We start from the raw sequence: 20,521 nt of genomic DNA, 5'->3' as shown, positions 1-20,521 counted from the left end.
GATTTAACTCAAATGTACGTTATTTTTGAGTTATTTCAAAAAATCATTTTCGATGAAATTAAAAATAACAATCGGGAATGGATGGCTTTTTAAGGTTTCATAATCCATCCCATTTTTGATGGTTCCGTTTATTTTTACTTTCCAGAATTTGATATGCAAGTGCTGGTGGGACAGTTTATGAACCTGGCTTTTAAAGTTATATTCGGATACCGAACTGATTCCATTTTCCGAAACCATGTCTCGGATGGGTTCAATGAGGTCTTCAATAATCGTCTCTTCTTCCGTTTCGATTAATGGGAATTCATATAAGTTATGCCAGATTCCTTTGTCAGTTCGTTTTTGGATGAGTGCTTTTTTGTCGTCATCTTCAATAATTAGGTAATTGAAAAACCGTTTTCTTACTTTCGGTTTTTTTGATTTTAACGGAAGTAAATGAATTTTATTTTTCTGCAACGCCACACAGCCGGAGTTCATCACGCAAGTATCGCAGTTGGGATTTTTCGGGACACATTGCATCGCGCCAAATTCCATAATAGCCTGGTTGAACAGTGCCGGATTAGCTTCGCTCAGTTCGGCTCCGCCTCGGGTGTCTTTCAACATTAATTCGAAGGCCAGGGCGGCGAATTCCTTTTTGGCGGAAGCCTGAGCAATATCGGTATCGATATCAAAAAAACGGGACAATACCCGGAACACGTTTCCGTCGACTACAGGAACTGCTTCGTCATAAGAGAAAGAGGCAATCGCAGCTGCGGTATATTCGCCGATGCCTTTTAGTTTCAGCAGGTCGTTATAATTATCGGGGAATATGCCATTAAGTTCGAATGCAACGTATTGTGCTGTTTTATGAAGGTTTCGGGCACGGGAATAATAACCTAATCCCTGCCAGAGTTTCAAAACCTGCTCTTCGGAGGCATTGGCCAGGTCAAAAACAGTTGGAAAAGCTTCGGTGAAAGACAAAAAATAGGGCAGTCCCTGTGCGACGCGCGTTTGCTGCAGCATAATTTCTGAGAGCCAAATCGGATATGGATTTTTCGTATTTCGCCACGGCAAATCACGCTTATTTTGTAAATACCATCGGGTTAACAAGTTAGAAAAATCCATAATTAAATATTGGACAGCAAAAGTAAAAGTTTATATGATTAAATTTTAATTGTTTATGGTTGATTAATTACTTTTTAAATGCATATATTTGCAGACCCAAAAAATAGTACAACATTATATAATAAGAAAGAAAATGACGAAAGCAGATATCGTAGCGAAAATTTCAGAAAAATTAGGTCTTGAAAAAGGAGACGTTCAAGCCACAGTAGAAACATTCATGGAAGAGGTAAAAAACTCTTTGGAAACTGGAGACAATGTTTATTTAAGAGGTTTCGGTAGTTTTATTATCAAAACTAGAGCCGAAAAAACAGGTAGAAATATCTCAAAAAACACGACTATCAAAATTCCTGCACACAACATTCCTGCTTTTAAACCGGCAAAAATATTTGTTGAGGGAGTTAAAACAAATAACGAAACAAAATAATTAACTAATCCATAAAACTACAAGATATGCCAAGTGGTAAAAAAAGAAAGAGACATAAGGTAGCGACTCACAAACGTAAAAAGAGAGCGAGAGCTAACCGTCACAAAAAGAAAAAGTAGTATAATACTACTTTTTTCTTTTTAGATTATTAAGTTCATTGAAATGGAAACCTTTTGATGGAGGACCTAAGATGTAAGATACGCGGTTGGTAAAACAACCGGTCATCTGCAATCTGAATCTGTCATCCAAATGTTTCACCGGGTTCAATACCTGTTAAAATATTGTTTAATCCATCTGTTCGTCATTTTGATGAATGGATAAAAATTTACAGTGTGAATAAAGAATTAATCATTCGATCTAGTTCCGAAGCCGTAGATTTTGCCTTATTAAAAGATGGAAAACTAATTGAATTACACAAGGAAGAAGAAAAAAGCAACTTTCAGGTTGGTGATATTTTTATTGCCAAAATCAGAAAACCAGTTGCCGGACTGAACGCCGCTTTTGTACATGTAGGCCACGACAAGGACGCCTTTTTACATTATCACGACTTAGGCCCAAATTTAGCTTCCCAACTGAAATTCATAAAACTTGTAAGCGCAGGTAAAATAAAAGATTTCTCCCTAAAAAACTTTCAGTTTGAAAAAGAGATTGACAAAGACGGTACGATCACAGACATCCTGAGTTCGAACCAGTCAATTTTAGTACAGGTCGTCAAAGAACCTATCTCTACCAAAGGACCAAGAATCAGCTCTGAGCTTTCTCTTGCCGGTCGATTTATTGTTCTCGTTCCTTTTTCTGATCGCGTTTCTATTTCACAAAAGATAGAATCCAAAGAAGAAAAAGATCGTCTTAAACGATTAGTGCATTCTATCAAACCAAAAGGATTTGGCGTTATTGTTCGTACAGTAGCCGAAGGCAAAAAAGTAGCCGAACTAGACAAAGATTTGCAGAACCTGCTCAGCAGATGGACTGCAATGTGTAAAAAATTACCAACTGCTCATCATCCGTCCAAGATATTAGGAGAGCTCAACAGGGCTTCTTCGATATTGAGAGATGTATTCAATGATACCTTCAGCGGTATTCATATAGATGAGGAAGAGTTGTACAACGAAACCAAGGACTATCTCCAGGAGATAGCGCCTTCAAAACAATCAATTGTTAAGTATTATCAATCTAACGACACACCTATTTTCGAGAAATATAACATAGAGAGACAAATCAAGACTTCGTTCGGTAAAACCGTATCGATGGCCAAAGGGGCTTACCTTATTATTGAGCACACCGAAGCTTTACACGTTATTGACGTGAACAGCGGAAACCGTTCCAATAAAGCCACCAATCAGGAAGATACCGCGATGGAAGTTAACATGATTGCCGCTGCCGAAATCGCCAGACAATTGCGTCTGAGAGATATGGGCGGGATCATTGTAGTCGATTTTATCGATTTGTCCAATCCCGAAAACCGAAAAGTGCTGTACGATTTCCTGAAAGAGGAAATGAGCGATGATAAAGCAAAGCACAAAATCCTGCCTCCGAGTAAATTTGGGTTAGTCCAGATTACAAGACAGCGGGTGAGACCAGAAGTGAACATCAAGACCAGAGAAGAAGATCCTAACAATGATAAAGGGGAGATCGAAGCTCCGATTTTGATTATCGACAGAATTGTTTCTGATCTGGAAAGAATTACAAAGACCCATCCAAATGTAGTGCTGAATGTACATCCGTTTGTGGGCGCATACCTTACCAAAGGTTTTCCATCAATACGCTCAAAGTGGTTTTTTGAACGTAAAAAATGGGTGAAAATTATACCTCGTGACGCTTACACGTATTTAGAATATCATTTCTTTGACACTAAAGGAAATGTAATTAAAGATTAAAATTTGAAAACCGCTTCTCGTAAGAGTAGCGGTTTTTTTATGACTCATTACGAGTAACAAAGCCTGTCATTGCGAGGGACGAAGCAATCTGGAGCTGATCCGGCTGTTTATTACAATCTTTTCTTTTTTAAAGAAAAAAAGAAAAGGATTTCCATGGCCATCCGGGCTAGTTAATCCGCGGTTAACTTACGCACTTCTTGCTCATTCAAAATCACCTGAATACGCACTATTTATTGGATTGAATTGATGAACTTTTCTTCTGGTCCGCTTAATGGAAAAGAATTATATTTTTTCCAATACTCTTCTTTAAAATTGGTACCGGCTTCAAAGATGGTTGTTTTATTATAACCTTCAGCAGGCATTGGTGCGTTGTTTTTGAATTCAAATACAAACAAGTCACTCATAAAGCTAAAATCATCATCCAATTTGTTACCCATTTTCACAAAGAAATCGACTTGTTTTCTATTGTATACTAATATGTATTGGTTGTTGACATATCGGAATTTGGTCCAATTTAATACATTTTTTACTTGTACTTTTGCTATTAGTATATTGACCAGCTTTGAATTGTTCAAGTGGCTTTCTGCGGAATAAATTTTAAATTCTAATATACTTTTAGTCTTAGGGTCTATAATTACATATCCTTCATTGAGCATCGATTTACTGGCAATATGGGGGATTATATGGATGTATTCATATTCGTCTCCGTTTGCTTCCTTTTTTAACTTCCTGATAAAATCATATTCTTTAGATTTTAGTAATCTTCCCAGTCCATCAAAATCATATGCATTCTTTACATAATCTTTTACATTAAACCCCGAATTCATATTGTCAACGTTGCCTTTACTTAGAGAATTATGCTCTTTGTTTTTGAGCGCCCTGTGTTGTGTTAACTGAATGTTGGATTTTCCGTTTCCTCTTTTGATGTAATAATCCACTAAAGCATCCGAAAACTTGGTGTAGTTGTTATTTACTTTAACAATTTCGCGGCAATAGCTTTTAAGCTGTGTGTTTTTTTGAATTTTAGCGGTAGATGATTTCAAGATTTTTTTTAAATACTTTTTGGCTGAAGTTTTTGAGACAACAATTTCATCTAAAATATAATTTTTAGGCTTTAAAAAAATCTCATTGGATTTCTCTTGAAGATTAACATGTAAAGGTTCATAGTTAATATGACTAAAGACTACTTTGTGGAAAGTTCCATGCAGAGTAAATTCTCCATTTTCGTTAGTGATTGAACCTGTTGTTTGGCTTTGACCACTGTCGTCAAATACAATATTGACAAATGGCAGAAGTTCCATAGTTTCGGAATCCCTAACAATTCCAGAAAATTGATTTTGGCTCCAAGATAAATGACTGATGAACAGTAGAATAATAATATTTCTCATGATTTATTTAAAGTTGAAGCACCAAATATAGGGCTTCTCGATAACAAATTATAGGAAAAGTACTATAAATTATAAATATTGTGTTCTGATTATTTACGCCTTTCCGCAAAAAAAAGCTTCATCAGTTCTGAGGATTCTTGTTCCAGCACCCCAATGGTTACGGTCGTTTTGGGGTGGAGTTGCGTACCCATAGTCATAAATCCGCGATTTTCATCTCGGGCTCCGAACACCACCCTTGAAATCTGACTCCAATATAGCGCACCGGCACACATCTGGCAAGGCTCGAGGGTAACATACAGCGTGCAGCCTGTCAGGTATTTTCCGCCCAGATAATTGGCTGCCGAGGTAATACCCTGCATTTCGGCATGAGCGGTTACGTCATGCAGCATTTCAGTAAGGTTATGAGTACGGGCAATAACCTTGTTGTCGACAACTATAACGGCGCCTACCGGGATTTCGCCTTTCGCGAAAGCCATTTCGGCTTCCTGCAGTGCTTTTTTCATGAAATAAATATCGTCAAAAGGATTTTCCATGGGGCAAAAATACGATTTCAAAGGGTATGATTGTAATATTTTCCACAATCACAACCCATCAATTGATCGTATAATTCCTTTTATTAATTCTTACTTTTGATTCCAAGCATTTGAACTATCATTTGAGTTACTTTATCGATTAAAGTTTCAATCGCGTGATTTGTAGGTAATTATCTTATGTTTGTGATTGACAAATTAGATTTTATTGCTAACTTTAACTTTGTTTGTTAATACTAAAAGCTTAATTATGAAATTAAATTACTATCTGTTCTTTTCCAGCAGTCGGCCACGTGGTCATCTACCATTCCGGTTGCCTGCATGTGTGCATAGACCACCGTTGAGCCGACGAATTTGAAGCCTCGTTTTTTTAGGTCCTTGCTGATTGTCTCAGAAAGTGGCGTAGCGGCTTTAATTTCTGACTGGTTTTTCAAATCGTTGATAATGGGTTTTCCATCGGTAAATTTCCAGATGTAATCGGCGAAACTGCCAAATTCCTTTTGGATAGTAATGAACGCTTTTGCATTGCTGACAGCGGCTTTTATTTTCAGTTGATTGCGGATTATGCCGGCATCGTTAAGCAGGCCCTGGATTTTTTCATCGTCGTAGCCCGCTACTTTTTTGTAGTCAAAATTATCAAAGGCTTTCCGGAAGTTCTCTCTTTTTTTTAAGATGGTAATCCAGCTTAGACCAGCCTGGAAGGTTTCGAGAATAAGGAATTCAAATAGTTTTTGATCGTCATAGACGGGAACGCCCCACTCTTCATCGTGGTATTTTTCGTAAATGTCGATCCCGATGCACCATTTGCATCTGATTTTGTCGGCCATGCTAATTAGGTTTAGATTTTTTTTAAAAATACAAAACATTTTATATATCGATTATTTTCTGACTTGCTATTTAAATATTCTAACAGCCCATGTATAAAACTTTATTTTTGAAATTAAAAAGACACCCGTTACTGTACAGCATCCGGTTTAGATTAGTGTCTAAAGCCGTGCCTTCGGATCGTGTTGAAAGTTTTTATTACAACAGGCTTAATCAAAAAAGCGATATTCCGGCGATCTACTATGAGCTGAATCATTTGATTTTTAATAACGAAACCACCGAACTTATCGATATCCAAAAAGCTGAAAAAATTGCAGTCTGGCTTCGCAATAATATAAAAGGCGGACCTGGATTAGGACATTCTTCGGGGAAAACCATACGAAAAATGGTTCGGGGTGAAGGGGGAGTCTGCAGTGATTTCTCGCAGGTCTTTAATAATTTCTGTGTGATTAATGATTTAAAAGTGAAAGAATGGGGATTGAAAATTCTGACCGACGATATCAACATACGGGGCGGGCATTCCTTCAATGAATTTTATTCCAAAGAATTAAAGAAATGGATTTTTATGGATGTGTCCAAATCCATCTGTTTTTACCAGAGTGACTCTGATATGCCCTTATCGGTTTTGGAGATTTTTAATCTGAAAAAAGAAAATAAAAAAATATACTTTGCACAATTCAATACCGAATATGCTATTGATACCAGAAACATCAACGACTTGTATCTGGATTCCGAATCGTACCCTTTTTTAATCACCAACTACTGCAATAAAACCTACGACTTCTTTCTGGACCGGCTTGGGTTTCTTCCACAGGCGCTGATCCACGGAATATTAATCCTTAGTGGAAAAAGTTATGTATTTGAATTCCCAACGCAAACTGTCTGACAATTAAAAATTCAAAACCAAAATGAGTTATATTTGGAATTATAATATTCGGAATATGTTTCGGCCCTAAATCCTTGTCTAAATGAAAAAACTGATTTCTATTATACTTTTAAGTTCAACAATTTTAACTACTCATGCTCAGATGAAGGCAGAAAATCCATTACTACAAACCTGGTCAGGCCCCTACGGTGGTGTTCCCGCATTTGATGAATATCGGGTTACCGATATAAAGGAAGCGATTGAAGCTGCCATTAGGGAAAAATTAACCGAATTGGATGCCATTGCCAACAATCCGGCACCGCCCACCTTCGAGAATACGATTATTGCATTAGAGGACTGCGGAAAAACAATTACCAGGGTTATGGCTGTTTTTGATATTTACGGGTCCAATATGAGCAGCCCGGAGTTTGAACCGATCGAAACGGAAATGTCTCCTAAGATTTCTGAACTTTGGGATAAGGAATACCAAAATGACAAATTGTTTTCCAGAATCGAACAATTACACAATTCTCCCGAAAAGAAAAAATTAAACAGTGAACAACAGCGTCTGGTGTGGCTTTATTACACCAATTTTGTCCGCCAGGGTGCACAGCTTGATACACAAAGCAAAGCTAAAGTGGCCCGGATGAATCAGGAATTAGCAGGACTTTTTACCCGGTTCAGCCAAAATCTATTGGCGGAAGAAAACAACCAATATATAGAATTAACTTCAGAGAAAGATTTTGACGGATTGCCTGCAGAAATAAAAAATGCGGCTATAGCGGATGCTAAAGACCGTAAATTAAATGTAATGGGATGCATCGCCAATACGCGTTCTTCCATTGAGCCTTTTTTGACATTTTCAACCCGAAGAGATTTGAGAGAAAGGGCGTGGACTATGTTTGTGAAGCGTGGGGATAATGGAAATTCGACGGATAATAATAAAATAGTAGTAGAAATACTGAAACTACGGACTCAAAAAGCAAAACTGCTCGGTTTTCAATCATTTGCTCATTGGAATTTATCCAATACGATGGCAAAAAGCCCGGAAAGAACTTTAGAATTGATGGAAGCGGTCTGGAAACCTGCAATTAAAAAAGTTGGTGAAGATGTGGCCGATATGCAAAAAATTGCCAACAATGAAGGCGGAATCTTCAAAATTGCCCCGTGGGATTATCGGTATTATGCCGAAAAAGTCAGAAAAGCCAAATACGATTTGGATCAGAATGATGTTAAGGAATATTTGCAATTGGAGAAACTGCGGGAAGGCATGTTTTGGGTGGCAGGTGAATTATTCAATTTAAAATTCGACCAGATTACCAATGTGTCCGTTTACCATCCGGATGTGAGAGTTTGGGAAGTGACCGATAAGATGACCGGAAAAGTGGTGGGATTATGGTATTTTGACCCATATGCGAGAGCAGGGAAACGCTCCGGTGCGTGGATGAGTGCGTTAAGGGACCAACAAAAACTGAACGGGAATATCGTTACTATCGTGTCCAATAATTGCAATTTCATAAAAGGAAATGAAAACCAACCAATATTGATTTCATGGGAAGATGCGAGCACGCTTTTTCATGAATTTGGACATGCTTTGCACGGGTTGTGTTCGAATGTAACCTATCCGAGTCTTGCGGGTACTTCAGTGGCAAGGGATTATGTGGAATTTCCTTCGCAGATATTGGAACGCTGGCTGGGTACACCGGAAGTCTTGAAAAGATTCGCATTGCATTACAAAACGAATGAGGCTTTGCCCCAAGCATTAGTGGAACGCATCGAAAAAGCGGCTTCTTTTAATGAAGGTTTTTCAACTGTGGAGACGATTTCAAGTTCTTTAGTAGATATGAAACTTCATCTGGAAACGGGTGTGATCGATCCGAAAAAATTTGAAAAAGAAACACTCACAAAATTGAATATGCCTTCTGAGATTGTAATGCGTCACCGTATTCCGCAATTTGGACATCTGTTTTCAAGTGATGGGTATGCGGCCGGATATTATAGTTATCTGTGGGCCGATGTCATCAGTGCCGATGCCTGGGAAGCGTTTACAGAGGCGAAAGGGCCGTATGATAAAACGGTAGCGAAAAGTTTATATGATAATGTCTTCAGTATTGGGAACACGATCGATCAGCAAGAAGCCTATCGGAAATTCCGTGGCAGGGATGCCAAAATTGATGCGTTGATGCGCGCAAGGAATTTCCCGATAAGCAAGAAATAGGATAACCTAAAAAAACAAAAAACCCCGAATGTGAATTCGGGATTTTTTTATTGAAGTTGGATGAACACCGAAACTAAAGAGAGTTTATTTCCAATATAAATAAATTCCCATTTTGTTTAAACGATTCCATCATTGATTTTTTACTTTTCAATTCAATAATCGGATCGGTGTAAATTGTGATGCTTTTAATTTCGTTGAATCTCGGGCAAAACCCTCTGCCACTATCCACCCTAATGGAGTCTTGGGGTAATACTTTAATTTCTGATATCAAATTTATGGTGTCTAAACGTATCACCATCTGATTGTAGGGTATGGTGTTTTTTAGAAAGGGTATTATCTGGTCTTTTTTCAATACTTTCTCTAATGATTCCTTATCATATTGAATTTTGAGTCTGAAATCTTTTTGGGAGTTGTTAACTATAATTGCAGAAGATCTTGGGTCACAAGAGCATACCGAAAAGCAAATCATTACGAATGTTAGAAACTTCATTTTGGATTTAGGATGAGTAATTATTTTCATGAAATAGAGTTGCTGCTGGTTCTTAATTTTCATTCAGTTGGTGGGTACGGATTACAAATCCGCCCTATCAGTTTAATAATCTAATTCATCAAAATTTTCAAAATCGAAGTAAAGTGTATCTCTTTCTTTAATGATTTGAAATACATTCGATTTTTGATGTTTTATTAATTTATATGGAGCTTGTATTTCAGAAATATCGGGCGAATAAATAAATGCATTATTGGCTAATTCTTTGTTTTTCGTTTTTTCAAATAGCCATTTAGGTTTATGGTTTTCATAAATCAGTCTACTTGTTTTATACAAAACCACAGAATTATTTAAAAGTAACGCCTTGCTTTGAATAGCCGTTTTTACGACGTTTAAAGTTAAACTATCTTAAAGGTTAAATAAGAAAAACCGTTCTGTTTCTGCTTTTTTCTGTCGCAATTAACAGATAAAATTGAAATAATTGTCATTGCTATTACTAGTGGTAAAATCTTTCTCATATCCTGACTACTGTATTCTAAATTGTAAGGTGTCCTTATTTTTTACTAAATATAAAATGTTGGAATTGGCTTTTTTATAAATTTCATAAGGTGTTTTTATTTTCCAAATATCCAATAGGATCTGGCCGTCCTCATTAAAAAGGGCAGTGCCGTCATCCAAAGATATTTCTTGTGAAAGCCACTTAGAAGAATTATTGTTTTTTTGTAAATAGACTCCTCCACCATAATAATACTCGTTGTTTAATATAAAGCCATTTTTTGTTTCTATATCATTTACTGTGAAATCAAATTCAGCATTAGGATTAATTTGTTTGTACTTTTTGGTATGGTCCAAGTATTCACAAGAATAAATAATTAGAAAAAAACCAATCGCAAATATATATGTGTAAAATATTTTAATTTAGTTTTCTTTCTGTATTTACTGAGTCCCAACATTAACACCGCCATTTTGAAATTTGCAATCATATTATTGAATTTTAGGTTGACTCCTCAAAAAAACAAGATACAACAAAGCCGTCTAAAATAATTAGACGGCTTTGTTTATGTTTTTCAGAAATTCTGAAAGATTATCCTAATGCTGCTCTTTTGAAACCGGTAACGATTAAGTTAGCGTCAACAGATTTAGCATATTCAGCAACGCTCATTTTGTTGTCTTTAATATAATCTTGGTTTACCAAAGTATTATCTTTAAAGAAACGAGCTAATTTACCTTTTGCGATGTTTTCCAACATAGCTTCCGGTTTACCTTCCTGACGCAAGATATCTTTAGCGATTTCAATTTCTTTAGCGATAGTATCAGCATCAACACCTGCTTCGTTCAACGCAATTGGAGCCATAGCTGCAGCTTGCATAGCAATGTTTCTGGCAGCTTCTTCAGCACCGTCAACTTTTGCAGAAAGCGCCACTAAAGTAGCGATTTTGTTTCCTGAGTGGATGTAAGACCCGATGAAAGCACCTTCTAATTTTTCGAAAGTTCTGATTTCCAGTTTTTCACCGATAACCCCTGTTTGCTCGATTAATTTTTCAGCAACAGTGATTCCGTTGAAATCAGCTGCTAAAAATTCTTCTTTAGTATTGAAGTTCAACGCTAAATTAGCCATTTCAGTAGCCATTTTCACGAAGTTTTCATTCATACCAACGAAGTCAGTTTCACAGTTCAAAGTAATTACGACACCAGCAGTTTTATCAGCGTTAACAACAGCAATTGCAGCACCTTCTGTAGATTCTCTATCAGATCTGTTTGCAGCTACTTTTTGTCCTTTTTTACGCAAGTTTTCGATCGCTAAATCGAAATCTCCTTCTGCTTCAACCAAGGCTTTTTTGCAGTCCATCATTCCTGCACCAGTGATTGTTCTTAATTTATTTACGTCCGCAGCCGTTATAGTTATAGTTGACATAATATTTTTTTTTTAATGTTAAAAGTAAAAATTCCAATTTTCAAATCCCAGATTCCAAGTTTATTAAATTATCAACGTTTGTTTCTAATTTATTCGGAATTTGGAATTTAAAATTTGGAATTTAAATGTTTATTTATTCTTCAGTTTTAGTCTCTACAACTTCAACAGCTTCTGGAGCCGCCTCTTCTGTAGTTTCTGTAGCTTCTGCTGTTGGAGTTGCTTCTTCTTTATCAGAAGTTCTGTTAGCAAGACCATCAATAACCGCAGCTGTTACTAAAGATAAAATCTTATCGATTGATTTAGAAGCATCATCATTTGCAGGGATAACATAATCAACCTCTCTTGGGTCAGAATTTGTATCAACCATTGCGAAAACTGGAATGTTTAATTTTTGAGCTTCTTTAATTGCGATGTGTTCAGCTTTAATATCAACTACGAACAATGCTGCAGGAAGTCTGGACATATCTGCGATTGAACCTAAGTTTTTCTCTAATTTAGCACGAAGACGATCAACTTGCAAACGCTCTTTTTTCGATAAAGTCATGAAAGTACCATCTTTCTTCATTTTGTCGATAGATGACATTTTCTTAACAGCTTTACGGATAGTAACGAAGTTAGTCAACATACCACCAGGCCATCTTTCAGTGATGTACGGCATGTTTGCAGCTTTTGCTTTTTCAGCAACGATGTCTTTTGCTTGTTTTTTGGTAGCAACGAATAAAATTTTTCTACCTGATGCAGCGATTTTTTTCAAAGCTTCATTAGCTTCTTCAATTTTTGCTGCAGTTTTATATAGGTTGATAATGTGAATACCATTACGTTCCATATAAATATAAGGGGCCATGTTTGGATCCCATTTTCTAGTCATGTGTCCGAAGTGAACACCTGCTTCTAGTAAATCTTTTACTTCTATTTTGTTTGACATTTTTTGTACTAGTTTACGTTCTGTTGATTAGCAATGTATAGATGGCAATTCCTTGGCTATATACATTTAGATGCTAAACTAATTTCCCACCTCGATGGGACAACAACAACATTGTTTTTAAATTTACACTGAAATTTTTTCAGTGCCTTTTCAATAATTTCAATGGCGCTACGGATAGGCATTGAAACAAATTCAATATTAACGTTTAGAGAACTGGAATCTCTTACGAGCTTTCTTCTGACCGAATTTCTTACGTTCAACCATTCTTGGATCTCTTGTTAACAAACCTTCTGGTTTAAGTATAGCTCTGTTTCCTTCGCCAACTTCACACATTACTCTTGCCAAAGCCATTCTTACAGCTTCTGCCTGACCTGTTGAACCACCTCCGTATACATTTACTTTTACGTCATAGTTTCCAACATTTTCTGTCAAAGACATTGGTTGTAATACTTTGTACTGTAAAGTAGCTGTTGGGAAATAAGTTGCAAACGGTTTTTTGTTTACAATGATTACTCCTGTTCCTTCTGATACATAAACACGTGCAACTGCACATTTTCTTCTACCGATTTTGTGAATAGCTGCCATTACTTAAGATCATTAAGGTTAACTGTTTTAGGTTTTTGAGCGCCTTGTTTGTGCTCAGTTCCTACAACAACATTTAAATTTCTGAAAAGTTCAGCTCCTAATTTGTTCTTAGGTAACATTCCTTTTACCGCTTTTTCCACTAGTAATGCAGGGTTTTTTGCCTGTAAAACTTTAGCAGTTAAAGTTCTTTGTCCTCCTGGGTAACCTGTATGACGCATGTAAATTTTGTCATCCATTTTTGTACCTGTAAGGTTAATTTTTTCTGAGTTGATAACAATTACGTTATCCCCGCAGTCCACGTGTGGTGTGTAACTTGGCTTGTACTTACCTCTAAGGATCATAGCGACCTTTGATGCAAGACGACCTAAGTTGTGACCTTCAGCGTCTACAACAATCCACTCTTTCGTAACGGTGGCTTTGCTGGCTGATTGTGTCTTGTAGCTTAATGCGTCCATAATATTATTTTAATTAAACATTCCATCCCCAATAAAGGGGTTGCAAAAGTACAAATATTTATTTTAAATACAAACCCTTATAAAAAAATCTTTTAAGAGTTGATTTTCAGATATAAGGCAAATGTCTTTTTGATTATAAATGAACAAGAAAAAAACAATATTTTTATATCTTAATATAATATTGTGGAATTAAAATAAAAAAATCATCTAAAAATAAATTCAGATGATTTTTTTATTTTGTTAAATCAATTATACGATAAATAAATTTGCAATAGTAACGGTTTGCTGGGTGGTCAGTGGTTCATCAAATGCTTCTGTTCCGGCCCCCACGCCAAATAAAGCGGCCGTGTTATAGCCTCCCTGAGTAGTGTTTTGTTCTCCGTCATAACTAGCTTGGGCCTGTATAGGTAATCCGCCTCGATCATTTCCGATGATCCATCCTTTTTGACCTCGTAACCTTCTTACTTCAGAAGCATGGCGTGCTTCAACAGAGTGAATTTGTAATGCGGCAGTCAGCAAATCTGGTGCTGATTTTAGATTGGCGGCCTGGCCTTTATACGCTCTAACTCCAGTGTCTTCAAATGCCTGAGCTAATGCTAAAAATGTAGGATAGTCATTAAATGGATCAAAAAGACCACCAACGGTAAAATCGAAAGTTGGTTTTGCTACAAAGTTAGCACTTGCTGTTCCGCCTAAAGCAGTAATCAGAAACGCCACGTGGTCTGATTCATGTGCTGCTATCTGTTGAAAAACCTTTAAATCGCGTCCGAGATTTTCAAGTGGAGGAATAACTCCGGAATCCAATCCCATTTGATAATATTCGTTTTCAAGGTATTCCAAAGTCAAGGCAAGCTGCAAAGCTCCGGTTGGTGTGCTTGGTGTTGGTGAAATATCTGCAGCATAGGCAGAACTTGTTAATGAAGCCAATCCAAAAGGAATACTAGCCAATGCTAAATTTTTTCCCAGTTGACCGAACTGACTAAAACTCTCACGTCTGGAGCTCTTACTTTGCATTACACCTTCGTTAGTAAAAGACTCTATAAATTTTATTATGTTCATAATTTCTAAATTTAAATGTTACGATTACGGTAAAAATTGCGCTGTAAAATCTGTTGTGATGAATCCGCTGGCTATCGGAATAACCTGTGAAGGGCTTTTCATGACATCTAATCCAGTGGTTGTATTAACCACATCGTCACCAGCAAAATCTTTTGAATTTGGATTAATCAAACTTCTGATTGCTGAAGCGTGCCGTGCTTCTACAGAAACTATTTTTCCAGCCAATAATAGGTAATCCGGGCTTGTTAATAATTTTCCGGCTCCGTTATATGCGGAGACTCCTGTATCTTCGAGCGCTTTAGCAGTAGCTAGTACCTGGTCGCGGTTGCCGAAATTTAGAGTTCCATATGAGAAAGCTAAAGTGGGTAGCAATTGTGTACTGGGACTTGGGAGTGCAGCAGTCAAAGCTGCTTTGAAGAATTCTCGGTGTATTACTTCATGATTAAAAAGGTCGATAAGCACTGCTTGATCTTCAGCCGTAAAAGTAGTAGTAAACCCTGCGGCATTGACTACTTTGGTGTAGAAGTCAGCTTCCAGCTGTTCTAGCGCATAGGCATAAGTAAGCACGCCAAAATCGCCGCCGCCTAAATCAAACACCCCGTTTCTTATGCCGGGAAGCTGGGAATCGGGTGGATTGTTGTTGTCGTCGTCATTATTACAGCCGGCTAACAATAAACTTGTACCCACAAGTGTGAGCCCGCTGAGTTTTAGAAAACTTCTTCTGTTAGTGAAGGAAGGTTTTACTTCTTCAACTTTTACTTCGTTTTTCATAATGTAACATTTAAGGTTTGACAATTAGAAGCCAAAGCAGTTGTTTTTTAGGAAACGAGTAGATAAAAATGGGAAATACATGACAATTATCGATTGCATGTATTTACATTTTCGGTTGGGTATGGTAAAATTAACAAAAACAATTTACTTAAAGCGCTGTATGTTAATACATTTAACATTAATTTTCATATTAATAGAAGAAATCTAATTGGTTCAAATTAGCGAATCTGCCGAGCGTAGCAGCAAGTAAAAATGAATTAAATTGAAGGGCAACGAATAAAAAAACGAAATCTAACAGTTGGAGTCATGTCTTTTTTTTATTTCCATTTCCTAATTGTTTTTCCTAATGGTTGGAAGCCCTAGGAATTTATCTCAAAAAAAACGTTTTGGAAATGGGAATAAGAAAATTAATGTGCTTCGAGCCAATTTTCTCCCTGACCTAATTCTACCTCCAATGGAACGGCCATTATAAAAGCATTTTCCATTTCATGTTTAATCATCGGTTTTATTTTTTCCAATTCCGACTTATGAACATCAAAAACCAATTCATCATGAACCTGCAGCAACATTTTGCTTTGCCAGTTTTCGGATGTCAGTTTTTTATGAATATTAATCATTGCAATTTTAATCACATCGGCAGCACTTCCCTGAATGGGAGCATTTACCGCATTTCGTTCGGCAGCACCACGGACAATGGCATTAGCCGAATTAATATCTTTCAGATAACGGCGTCGTCCTAAAATAGTCTGTACGTAACCGTTTTCCTGTGCGCTTTGTATCTGGTCCTGAATATATCCTTTCAGGGTAGGGTAAGATTGATAATAGGCGTCTATCAGATCTTTGGATTCCGAACGGGAAAGGGAGGTCTGATTGCTTAAACCAAAAGCAGAAACACCATAAATGATTCCGAAATTTACTGTTTTTGCGTGGCTTCTCTGCTCTCTGGTAACTTCTTCCAACGGCACATTAAATACTTTGGAAGCGGTGGCTTTATGAATATCTTCCCCGTTTTTAAATGAAGCAATCATATTTTCTTCGCCACTTAAAGCGGCAATAATGCGCAATTCTATTTGCGAATAATCGGCAGAAATTAACGTGTAGTTTTCATCTCTTGGAATAAATGCTTTCCGGATCTGCCTTCCTCTTTCGGTGCGGATCGGAATATTCTGCAAATTCGGATTATTCGAACTCAAACGGCCGGTTGCAGCCACGGTTTGCATATAATCGGTATGAATCCGCCCCGTGATGTTATTTACCTGCAACGGAAGCGCTTCAACATACGTATTTTGCAGCTTTACCAATTGGCGCCAGTCCAGAATATTCTGAACAAACGGACTTGACAAGGCCAAATACGATAAAACTTCCTCGCCGGTGGCATATTGACCTGTTTTGGTTTTCTTTTGCTTGACGCCGCCAATTTTCAATTTATCGAATAAAATATCGCCGAGCTGTTTTGGGGAGGCCAGATTGAATTTTTCGCCTGCGGCTTCATATATATTGGTCTCCAAAACCTTGATGTCGTCTTCGAGTTCTTTCGATAAGGATTTTAAAAAGGCAACATCAATGTTGATACCTTCTTTTTCCATGTCTGCCAAAACCGGAACAAGCGGGATTTCGAGTTCATCGAATAGTTTTTTTGTTTCGGTTTGTTCCAAAACAGGCTGGAAATGATGTTTCAGCTGTAAAGTGATATCAGCATCTTCAACGGCATATTCCTTGATATCTTCGAGTTCAATATCGCGCATTGTTTTTTGGTTTTTACCTTTTTTTCCAATTAATGCCTCAATCGGCTTTGGAGAATATTTGAGATAGGTTTCAGATAAAATATCCATTCCGTGACGCATATCAGGATTGATAAGGTAATGAGCAATCATCGTATCAAATAATTTTCCTTTTACGGAAATGCCATAATTTGAAAGTACTTTCAAATCGTATTTTAAATTCTGCCCTACCTTTTCAATGTTTTCATTATCGAAAAACGGAATAAATTGGTCAATCGTTTTCTGCGCTTCTTCACGGTTTGATGAAACGGGAACATAAAAGCCTTTCCCTACTTCCCATGAAAAAGAAAGTCCGACCAATTCTGCCTTCAAAGCATCGATTCCGGTGGTTTCGGTATCAAAACTTACCGATGTCTGTTTGAGCAGATTTTGCATCAGCAGTTTAATGGCGAAATCTCCCTGAACGGACTGGTAAAAATGCGCTGTATTTTCGATTGTTTTATAAAAGCTGGAAATTTGTTGTTCGCCTTCGTTTGAGTTGTCAGCAAATAAATCAAATTGCTGCTCGTTTTTCACAATCGTTTTTGTTGGCGCAAGCCCCTGTGTTTCAATACCAATGTAATTTTCTCTTCCGGTATAGAAAAGACTGTTGAACTGTTCTGCCATTCGGCGGAATTCCAGCTCACGAAATAATTCCTCTACTTTTTCTACATCAGGTTTCGTGAGTTCATAATCGTTTTCATTAAATATCACGTCACAGTCGCAAATAATAGTCGCCAGTTGTTTTGACAAAAGTCCCAAAGCTTTATTGGCTTCTATTTTTTCTTTCATGGCACCTTTAAGCAGGTGCGTATTTTCAAGAAGGTTTTCCATGGTGCCAAATTCTTTCAGGAATTTCTTCGCGGTAACTTCCCCGACGCCTGGCAGACCGGGAATATTATCGACTGCATCGCCCATCATTCCCAGAAAATCAATAACCTGGTCCGGCCGTTCTATTTCAAATTTTGCCAATACTTCCGGAACACCCCAGATTTCTATTCCGTTACCCATCCGGGCCGGTTTATACATAAAGATATTTTCGGAAACCAGCTGTGCAAAATCCTTGTCAGGAGTAACCATAAAAACCTGATAGTTTTCTTTTTCGGCTTGTTTTGCAATGGTGCCAATCAAATCATCGGCTTCGCAGCCTGCAGATTCTATTATCGGAATATGCATTGCGGTCAATAATTGCTGAATATAAGGAACCGCAATTTTGATGGCTTCCGGGGTTTCCTGCCTGTGTGATTTATAGGCGGGAAACATTTCGGTCCTTACAAAGCTGCCTTCTTTGTCAAATGCTACCGCCAGGTGATCTGGTTTTTCTCTTTTGATCACATCGAGTAAGGAATTCATGAAACCCATAATGGCCGAGGTGTCCATTCCTTTCGAATTGATTCTTGGATTTTTTATAAAAGCATAATAACCACGAAAAATAAGGGCGTAGGCATCAAGCAGAAATAAGCGTTTTTGGTGTGACATTTCAGGTCTGGATTAGAATCGCCAAAGATATAAAAAAATCAAGCCTTGCTTAGAAAGTTTTCTTTTGATATTATTTGGCATCTTCGATAAGATTACATTGCTATATGTTAAAGCCTGCATTTTTGATAAAAATTATTTAATAATTTTAGCTTTTTCTTAAAAAATGTTTAATATTAGTGCATTTGGTTATTAATTTCGTATTTTTGTAATGCCCCTAATCAACAATACCACATATGAAATTCTATTTGTCTCAAAAAACGCGTTTAAACACGTTTGGGTCTATCATGGCAATATTTTTATTGTCATTGCAAATTCATGCTCAGGTGGGAATTGGTACAGTCACTCCGGATGCGAGTGCAGCATTGGATATTTCGTCTACTACACAAGGAATGCTGACTCCCCGGATTACTACAGCTCAAAGGATAGCTATAGCGTCCCCGGCTAATGGATTGATGGTTTTTGATACGGATGTAAAATCTTTTTTGTATTATGATTCTTCCACTTCCACTTGGATAAAAGTATTTGGAGATAAGGACGGTCGTCTAAAATTTAAGAGAATTAAATCTACTGATGTGCTTACAACGATTTTGGCTACTGAATTAGCTGCCGGTGGTGGGGCAAAATACCTATTGGATGCAAGTACTTTTTATGAGATTAATGGAACTGTGATTTTTAATTTTCCGATTGAAATGAACAACGCCTACATAGGTGGTATGGATACTTCCGAAGATAAATTAGTTAAGGTCTCCGGAGATCTCTTTACCGGTGCAACCGGCGGTGCCCTAAAATCAATGACCTTAGTGGCCAGTGGAGGAAATGTTTTTAATCTAATAGGAACCGGTTCTATCGCTGCAGGGACCCAGACGCTTCAGGGATTGTGTTGTCGGAAATTCGGCCAGTGTGGGTAAAATTGAGAATTTCTCGCTGGTTTTTATTAGTATTGTAAATTTTTCAGGAAATGCTTCAGGCATTATATACAAAGACATCAGTAAGCTATTACTTAGTAATGCGGGATGGTTCGGAAATAATTCCGGAACTTTTGAAACATTTCAGGGAACTTTTGGCCTGATCGGAAAAGTCGGTGGATTCAGTGAAGTTATTGGCACCAATATTGGTGTGGATGTTTCTTCTAATCCCATAATAACAGGTGATGCCATTATGGAAACAGTACTTTTTACCGGTACCCTTACCTCGGGCCAGTATGTTAAGGGATACAGTCCTGCCGTATATACGGGTTTTAATTTCAATAATAAGTGGGCGGTTCGTTGCGCGGGAATTCCTTTAGAGGCTGATGGTGTGGCTATAGGCGATATTAATATTGATTATCCTGTTGGTTCGGGAGCCGCTACAACTTTGTCGGGGACGCCGGTTAAACTGGCGGGGACCACCACATCAAGCGATCTTTTCCGATTTACTACTGATGGTGGGGTTAATAACCGACTAAAATATGTCGGAACCAAATCCCGTTACTTCAGGGTGGGAGGCTCAATTTCTTTCCAGTCCAGCTCGAACGGCGCTGTATATATCTTTTATATTGCAAAAAATGGGACACCTATCAACAGTTCCAAGGTATATGTAACTTCCAATTCCCCCACTGATATTATAGCGATGCCCATAGTGGTTATGGTACCTATGGCTACTAATGATTATATTGAGGTTTTTGCAACGCGATATTCCGGGACAGGAAATATTTTGACAATTTCATTAAATCTTACGGTCAATTAAATTCTAAATACGACTTCTGATGATAATTCAGCAAACAGTTGATTTTTCCAGAGTCTTTATTTATAAATAGCTATAAGTCAGGCCGTTAATCATAATCTGTTGTTAAAAATTCACTTCATCGATAAAAACATT

At 37.4% G+C, this 20,521-nt stretch carries 19 protein-coding genes; 6 read left to right on the top strand and 13 right to left on the bottom strand.

From position 1 onward, the window contains the following. Window positions 1–30: 30 nt before the first annotated feature. Window positions 31–1,101, bottom strand: a complete 1,071-nt coding sequence (gene mutY / locus FNW07_RS00340) for an A/G-specific adenine glycosylase (protein ID WP_126743350.1) — start codon at window positions 1,099–1,101, stop codon at window positions 31–33. Window positions 1,102–1,189: 88 nt separating this feature from the next. Here mutY and FNW07_RS00335 point away from each other — a divergent pair, with 88 nt between their 5' ends. After that, a complete protein-coding gene (locus tag FNW07_RS00335) occupies window positions 1,190–1,525 on the top strand; it encodes an HU family DNA-binding protein (RefSeq protein WP_255512710.1) in 336 nt (111 codons plus the stop codon). A 332-nt stretch (window positions 1,526–1,857) separates the two neighbouring features. Next, a complete protein-coding gene (locus FNW07_RS00330; RefSeq protein ID WP_126743352.1) occupies window positions 1,858–3,402 on the top strand; it encodes a ribonuclease E/G in 1,545 nt (514 codons plus the stop codon). A gap of 230 nt (window positions 3,403–3,632) precedes the next feature. Here the strand turns inward: FNW07_RS00330 and FNW07_RS00325 are convergent, their stop codons facing one another. From FNW07_RS00325 to FNW07_RS00315, 3 genes are all read right to left on the bottom strand, one after another. Next, window positions 3,633–4,790, bottom strand: coding sequence for a carboxypeptidase-like regulatory domain-containing protein (locus tag FNW07_RS00325; RefSeq protein WP_126743353.1), 1,158 nt, complete (start codon window positions 4,788–4,790; stop codon window positions 3,633–3,635). An 89-nt stretch (window positions 4,791–4,879) separates the two neighbouring features. After that, window positions 4,880–5,323 (bottom strand): nucleoside deaminase, encoded by a 444-nt coding sequence (locus FNW07_RS00320; RefSeq protein ID WP_126743354.1) that lies wholly within the window; start codon window positions 5,321–5,323, stop codon window positions 4,880–4,882. A gap of 245 nt (window positions 5,324–5,568) precedes the next feature. Then, window positions 5,569–6,147 carry a DNA-3-methyladenine glycosylase I gene (locus FNW07_RS00315; protein WP_126743355.1) on the bottom strand — a complete coding sequence of 193 codons (579 nt, stop codon included), beginning with the start codon at window positions 6,145–6,147 and terminating at the stop codon, window positions 5,569–5,571. A gap of 107 nt (window positions 6,148–6,254) precedes the next feature. Between FNW07_RS00315 and FNW07_RS00310 the strand changes: the two genes are divergently transcribed. After that, window positions 6,255–7,031 (top strand): transglutaminase domain-containing protein, encoded by a 777-nt coding sequence (locus FNW07_RS00310; protein WP_126743356.1) that lies wholly within the window; start codon window positions 6,255–6,257, stop codon window positions 7,029–7,031. 82 nt (window positions 7,032–7,113) lie between these two features. Continuing rightward, on the top strand, window positions 7,114–9,228 hold the full coding sequence (locus tag FNW07_RS00305; RefSeq protein ID WP_126743357.1) for a M3 family metallopeptidase: 2,115 nt from the start codon (window positions 7,114–7,116) through the stop codon (window positions 9,226–9,228). Window positions 9,229–9,301: 73 nt separating this feature from the next. Here the strand turns inward: FNW07_RS00305 and FNW07_RS00300 are convergent, their stop codons facing one another. The 9 genes from FNW07_RS00300 to polA all read right to left on the bottom strand — a co-directional run bounded on the left by FNW07_RS00300 (window position 9,302) and on the right by polA (window position 18,664). Then, complete coding sequence (locus tag FNW07_RS00300; RefSeq protein WP_126743358.1) at window positions 9,302–9,748, bottom strand: hypothetical protein; 447 nt, start codon at window positions 9,746–9,748, stop codon at window positions 9,302–9,304. Window positions 9,749–10,240: 492 nt separating this feature from the next. Then, window positions 10,241–10,567 carry a hypothetical protein gene (locus FNW07_RS00295; protein WP_126743359.1) on the bottom strand — a complete coding sequence of 109 codons (327 nt, stop codon included), beginning with the start codon at window positions 10,565–10,567 and terminating at the stop codon, window positions 10,241–10,243. Between the two features lie 232 nt (window positions 10,568–10,799). Next, window positions 10,800–11,630 carry a translation elongation factor Ts gene (gene tsf / locus FNW07_RS00290; protein ID WP_126743360.1) on the bottom strand — a complete coding sequence of 277 codons (831 nt, stop codon included), beginning with the start codon at window positions 11,628–11,630 and terminating at the stop codon, window positions 10,800–10,802. A 133-nt stretch (window positions 11,631–11,763) separates the two neighbouring features. Further along, the gene (gene rpsB / locus FNW07_RS00285; protein ID WP_126743361.1) at window positions 11,764–12,555 is read right to left on the bottom strand and encodes a 30S ribosomal protein S2; all 792 of its coding nucleotides are present in this window, start codon (window positions 12,553–12,555) and stop codon (window positions 11,764–11,766) included. Window positions 12,556–12,753: 198 nt separating this feature from the next. Then, the gene (rpsI, locus tag FNW07_RS00280) at window positions 12,754–13,140 is read right to left on the bottom strand and encodes a 30S ribosomal protein S9 (protein ID WP_126743362.1); all 387 of its coding nucleotides are present in this window, start codon (window positions 13,138–13,140) and stop codon (window positions 12,754–12,756) included. Next, a complete protein-coding gene (gene rplM / locus FNW07_RS00275; protein ID WP_126743363.1) occupies window positions 13,140–13,595 on the bottom strand; it encodes a 50S ribosomal protein L13 in 456 nt (151 codons plus the stop codon). The genes rpsI and rplM overlap by 1 nt, the downstream gene beginning before the upstream one ends. A 249-nt stretch (window positions 13,596–13,844) precedes the next feature. Further along, a complete protein-coding gene (locus tag FNW07_RS00270; protein ID WP_126744499.1) occupies window positions 13,845–14,654 on the bottom strand; it encodes a ferritin-like domain-containing protein in 810 nt (269 codons plus the stop codon). Between the two features lie 24 nt (window positions 14,655–14,678). Next, entirely contained in the window at window positions 14,679–15,425 is a 747-nt protein-coding gene (locus FNW07_RS00265; RefSeq protein WP_126744505.1) for a ferritin-like domain-containing protein, read from the bottom strand. 407 nt (window positions 15,426–15,832) lie between these two features. Next, window positions 15,833–18,664, bottom strand: a complete 2,832-nt coding sequence (gene polA, locus FNW07_RS00260; RefSeq protein WP_126744498.1) for a DNA polymerase I — start codon at window positions 18,662–18,664, stop codon at window positions 15,833–15,835. A 233-nt stretch (window positions 18,665–18,897) separates the two neighbouring features. On the opposite strand from polA, the gene FNW07_RS13920 reads away from it, so the two are divergent. Beyond that, a complete protein-coding gene (locus FNW07_RS13920) occupies window positions 18,898–19,572 on the top strand; it encodes a hypothetical protein (RefSeq protein WP_255512709.1) in 675 nt (224 codons plus the stop codon). Next, on the top strand, window positions 19,565–20,389 hold the full coding sequence (locus tag FNW07_RS13915) for a hypothetical protein (RefSeq protein WP_255512708.1): 825 nt from the start codon (window positions 19,565–19,567) through the stop codon (window positions 20,387–20,389). Before FNW07_RS13920 ends, FNW07_RS13915 begins: the two co-directional genes overlap by 8 nt. The last annotated feature ends 132 nt before the right edge of the window (window positions 20,390–20,521 follow it).

Source organism: Flavobacterium sp. GT3R68 (assembly GCF_007109225.1).
GTDB lineage: Bacteria > Bacteroidota > Bacteroidia > Flavobacteriales > Flavobacteriaceae > Flavobacterium.
This window is presented reverse-complemented; position numbering and strand designations above follow the sequence as displayed.